This is a genomic window from Paraburkholderia dilworthii (assembly GCF_000472525.1).
Taxonomy (GTDB): Bacteria; Pseudomonadota; Gammaproteobacteria; order Burkholderiales; family Burkholderiaceae; genus Paraburkholderia; species Paraburkholderia dilworthii.
Genome location: NZ_AWZT01000135.1, coordinates 1 through 1446 on the forward strand (window position 1 = coordinate 1; position 1446 = coordinate 1446).

Annotated in this window: 2 protein-coding genes; both read right to left on the reverse strand. The window is 60.3% G+C overall.

Annotated features, from left to right (window positions below; translation table 11 throughout):
• The coding region (locus F759_RS39955; protein WP_244439010.1) for a tetratricopeptide repeat protein at window positions 1–833 on the reverse strand (833 nt) is incomplete at its 3' end.
• Window positions 834–1017: 184 nt separating this feature from the next.
• On the reverse strand, window positions 1018–1446 hold a 429-nt coding region (locus tag F759_RS44755), incomplete at its 5' end, for a phospholipase D-like domain-containing protein (protein ID WP_244439011.1).

A 1446-nucleotide genomic window follows, 5' to 3' on the forward strand; every position in this document is an offset into this window, starting at 1 on the left:
GCGTCGATCAGCGTCTGTTTGTTGCCGTCCCACTTCGGCAGTGGCGCGGGTGGCAGTGGCAGTATCTTGTCGAGATTCGGGAGCTTCAGGCGGCCAGCGTAGTGTTCCAAGGCCCTAGCCAGCGTGCTATAGCGGTCGGCGCGAGCCTTGTCGATGTAGCCAACGAGGTTGCTGCCATTATTGAGATCAAGTCCGCGAAATTCCGGAGCTATGCTGCTTGCACATCTTGCGCTACCAAGCTTCACACCTTCGTGCAAAACCTTGAGCGCACGAAGCTTGGCCTCTGCGGTGTGCGGGCGAGCATAGATCAAACTCAGCTTTTCGCCCGCGTCCCCGTATCCCTGTGCAAACGCGCATTCGAGCATCGGGACCGCGACAGCCAGATTGCCCCAGAAGCCTTCGCCCGGATTATCGTAGGTGCCGGCCATCTTGTACCCCAGGTATGTCATCGCCGACGGGCTACCCATATCCGCGGCGCGCTGGAAGAACGCATAGGCGCTGGTGGCATCGCCACCCTTGATCATCCCGTTCTGATGGTAAGTGCCCATCATGTCGTACGCATCGGGCACGCCCAGCTGCATCGCCTTCTCCACCCAGCGGATGGCAATCTCCGGGTCCTGCTCCGGCACGCCCGGGTAGCCACTGATGATCAGCGACGCGAGGTTGAGCATCGCCTTCCAGTGGTTGCGTTCGGCAGCCTGAAGATATAACTGGTAGATCTTCGGGTAGTCGCGCTCCTTGTAATAGATGTCCGGGCTGTCGAGCGTGAGCGCCTGCTGGAACCACGCCTCGGCCTGTGGATGGCGGGCACATGCTGGTCCTGATACACGCACGTAAAGCTCCTGCGATGCGGGTCGAACAGCGGCAGTTTCTCGTAACGCGGAAGATGGGACATGGTGGCGGTCAGCCTGTTCGTCAGTGAGGTAAAGGGCCTCGCGTGCACGCCTGCGGCGTGGAGGCACAAGGCCGCAATCAGGAAGTGGCCGAGTCGGGTAACGAAGATCGAACCGGTCGTTTTCATACGAGCGCCGTATTGCTGGAGGACGGCAGCGTGACCGAGGCGTGCATCGTTCTGGTGGCCCGGTGGTCTTCGAACGGCAGCAGGAAACCCTGCAGGCTCTCCCGTCCCGCAATCTGAATGTCATGATTTTTGGCCATGAGCTTTCCCCAGTCCTCGAATACATCCGGCACTTTGGCCCGATCACCACTACCGGAAACACTACCCCCCGAATGCAACTCAAACACCCGCTGCCGCAGCCCGCTCGCCCATTCGTGCCCGGTCGCGGCCACGTTGATCTCGCTGTCCACCGCCATGCTGCGCTGGTTCAGATTGGCACTGCCCAGCGTTACAAATACATCGTCGATGAGCATCAGCTTCGAGTGGATGTATATCTCCCGATAGGCCATCCTGTTGTTCGCGTCCAGGCCACTGGTGCGCAGACGCGC